The 3,152-nt window shown below is 53.6% G+C and carries 1 rRNA gene; it reads left to right on the top strand.

Annotated elements, in window-relative coordinates:
• The first annotated feature begins 230 nt into the window (after window positions 1-230).
• Window positions 231-3,114: ribosomal RNA gene (locus tag E0E20_RS13710) — 23S ribosomal RNA — on the top strand.
• The last annotated feature ends 38 nt before the right edge of the window (window positions 3,115-3,152 follow it).

Genomic DNA, 3,152 nt, shown 5'->3' with positions numbered 1-3,152 from the left:
CATTGTACCTTGAAAACCGAATACAGAGCAAGAAAACATCGAAAAAGCCGAGTGCGATCGATGGTCAGGAGAGTCTGAGCATCGGTTGTATTCAGAGATAGGGGAGAGGAAGAGGCTTCTTTTATAGAAGCGTCTTCATCTTTCAAAGAAAATCCTGATGGCAGCCTTTCTGCAACGCTATGCAGAGGGTTAAGATCAGGTGAGAACAGCAAGGAAAGGTTGTTCACAAAGGTTAAGCGAGAAAGAGCGCAGGGCGGATGCCTTGGCACTGAGAGCCGATGAAAGACGTGATAAGCTGCGAAAAGCCGCGGGGAGCTGCAAATAGGCATTGATCCGCGGATGTCTGAATGGGGAAACCCACTGGTTAAGAGCCAGTACCTGCATGTAAATCCATAGCATGCAGGAGGGAACCCGGCGAACTGAAACATCTAAGTAGCCGGAGGAAGAGAAAATAAGAATGATTCCGTAAGTAGCGGCGAGCGAACGCGGAAGAGCCCAAACCATGGTGCGAGCATCATGGGGTACGGACTGCGGAAGGTACTTTTACGTCTAGCAGAACGGATCTGGAAAGATCGACGATACAGCGTGACAGTCGCGTATGCGAAAGACGAGAGAGACCGGCAGGATCCAGAGTAGTACGAGACACGAGAAATCTTGTATGAAGATGCGGGGACCACCCCGTAAGGCTAAATACTCCTCAGTGACCGATAGAGAAGAGTACCGTGAGGGAAAGGTGAAAAGGACCCCGAGAGGGGAGTGAAAGAGAACCTGAAACCCTGTGTTTACAAGCTGCGGAAGTACGATGAAACGTACGACCGCGTACTTTTTGTAGAACGGTCCGGCGAGCTGCGTATGCAGGCAAGGCTAAGGACTTCAGGTCCGGAGCCGTAGGGAAACCGAGTGTGAAGAGCGCGGAAGTCAGCAGACGTAGGCCCGAAACCGGGTGACCTATCCATGGCCAGGCTGAAGTCACCGTAAAAGGTGATGGAGGGCCGAAGCCACATCCGTTGAAAAGGGTGGGCATGAGCTGTGGATAGGGGAGAAATTCCAATCGAACCCGGAGATAGCTGGTTCTCCCCGAAATAGCTTTAGGGCTAGCCTTGATCGATTCCAAACGGAGGTAGAGCACTGACTACCCGCGGGGGCGTCGCAGCTTACCAAAGGTTATCAAACTCCGAATGCCGTGCTGGAGAGATCAGGAGTCAGACTGCGAGAGATAAGTTTCGTGGTCAAAAGGGAAACAGCCCAGACCTGCAGCTAAGGTCCCGAAGTACGTGTTAAGTGGAAAAGGATGTGTGATTTCACAGACAGCTAGGATGTTGGCTCAGAAGCAGCCACACATTCAAAGAGTGCGTAATAGCTCACTAGCCGAGAGGCCATGCGCCGAAAATGACCGGGGCTGAAACACGACACCGAAGCTCAGGAATACGTCGAAAGAGGTATTGGTAGGGGAGCATTGATAGTGCGCGGAAGCGGTACTGAGAAGAGCCGTGGAGCGCTATGAAGAGAGAATGCCGGAATGAGTAGCGAGAGTAAGGTGAGAATCCTTACGGCCGAATATCCAAGGGATCCTGGGTAAAGCTGATCTGCCCAGGGGAAGTCGGGGCCTAAGGCGAGGCAGAAATGCGTAGTCGATGGACAGCAGGTTTATATTCCTGCACCGGCATACAACAGAACTGTGGGGACACGGCTGGGAAGTGGAAGCCAGCGGATGGAAAGCTGGCGCAAGCAGAGGAGACGTTGCCAAGGCAAACCCGGGCAATAAGTCAGGTCTGTGACGCGGAGCGAAGATGTAGTAGCGAAGTCCATGGAGCAGCCGTCGAGAAAAGCCGCTATTGTTTGTATGCTGCCCGTACCGTAAACCGACACAGGTGGATGAGGAGAGAATCCTAAGGCCGACGGAAGAAGCATTGCTAAGGAACTCGGCAAAATGTCCCCGTAACTTCGGAAGAAGGGGAGCCTCCTTGGAAGGGGAGGCCGCAGAGAAAAGGCTCAAGCAACTGTTTAGCAAAAACACAGGTCTATGCGAAACCGAAAGGTGAGGTATATGGGCTGACGCCTGCCCGGTGCTGGAAGGTTAAGAGGAGAGGTCAGCGCAAGCGAAGCTTTGAATTTAAGCCCCAGTAAACGGCGGCCGTAACTATAACGGTCCTAAGGTAGCGAAATTCCTTGTCGGGTAAGTTCCGACCCGCACGAAAGGCGTAATGATTTGAGCACTGTCTCGGCAATGCATCCGGTGAAATTGAAGTGCCAGTGAAGATGCTGGCTACCCGCGCCAGGACGGAAAGACCCCATGGAGCTTTACTCCAGTTTGATACTGGGATCCGGTGATGTATGCACAGGATAGGTGGGAGGCACGGAGGCAAGGACTTGGGTCTTTGCGGAGCCGCTGTTGGGATACCACCCTTATGTTACTGGGTTTCTAACCTGCGCCCGTAATCCGGGCGGGGGACAATGTCTGACGGGGAGTTTGACTGGGGCGGTCGCCTCCGAAAGGGTATCAGAGGCGCTCAAAGGTTCCCTCAGGATGGACGGAAACCATCCGGAGAGTGTAAAGGCAGAAGGGAGCTTGACTGCGAGAGTGACGGCTCGAGCAGGTACGAAAGTAGGACTTAGTGATCCGGTGGTAAGAACGTGGGATTGCCATCGCTCAACGGATAAAAGCTACCCTGGGGATAACAGGCTGATCACTCCCAAGAGTTCACATCGACGGAGTGGTTTGGCACCTCGATGTCGGCTCATCGCATCCTGGGGCTGTAGCAGGTCCCAAGGGTTGGGCTGTTCGCCCATTAAAGCGGTACGCGAGCTGGGTTCAGAACGTCGTGAGACAGTTCGGTCCCTATCCGGCGCGGGCGCAAGATGTTTGAGAGGAGCTGCCCTTAGTACGAGAGGACCGGGGTGGACGGACCACTGGTGTATCTGCTGCACCGCCAGGTGCAAAAGGCAGGGTAGCCAAGTCCGGCAGGGATAAACGCTGAAGGCATCTAAGCGTGAAGCCCCCCTCAAGATGAGACATCACAAGACCCCTTAGAGAGTATGAGGTAGATAGGCCTGAGGTGTAAGCACAGCAATGTGTTCAGCTGACAGGTACTAATCGGTCGGACGCTTATCCTTTGGATGTGCCTTGCTCTGGTTCGGTTTTGAGGGTACAA

The sequence above is a fragment of the Lachnoclostridium sp. Marseille-P6806 genome, assembly GCF_900625025.1.
In the GTDB taxonomy this organism is placed as follows: domain Bacteria; phylum Bacillota; class Clostridia; order Lachnospirales; family Lachnospiraceae; genus CAG-791.
The sequence above is the reverse complement of the archived record's forward strand: the minus strand, read 5'-3'. Positions and strand labels throughout refer to the sequence as shown.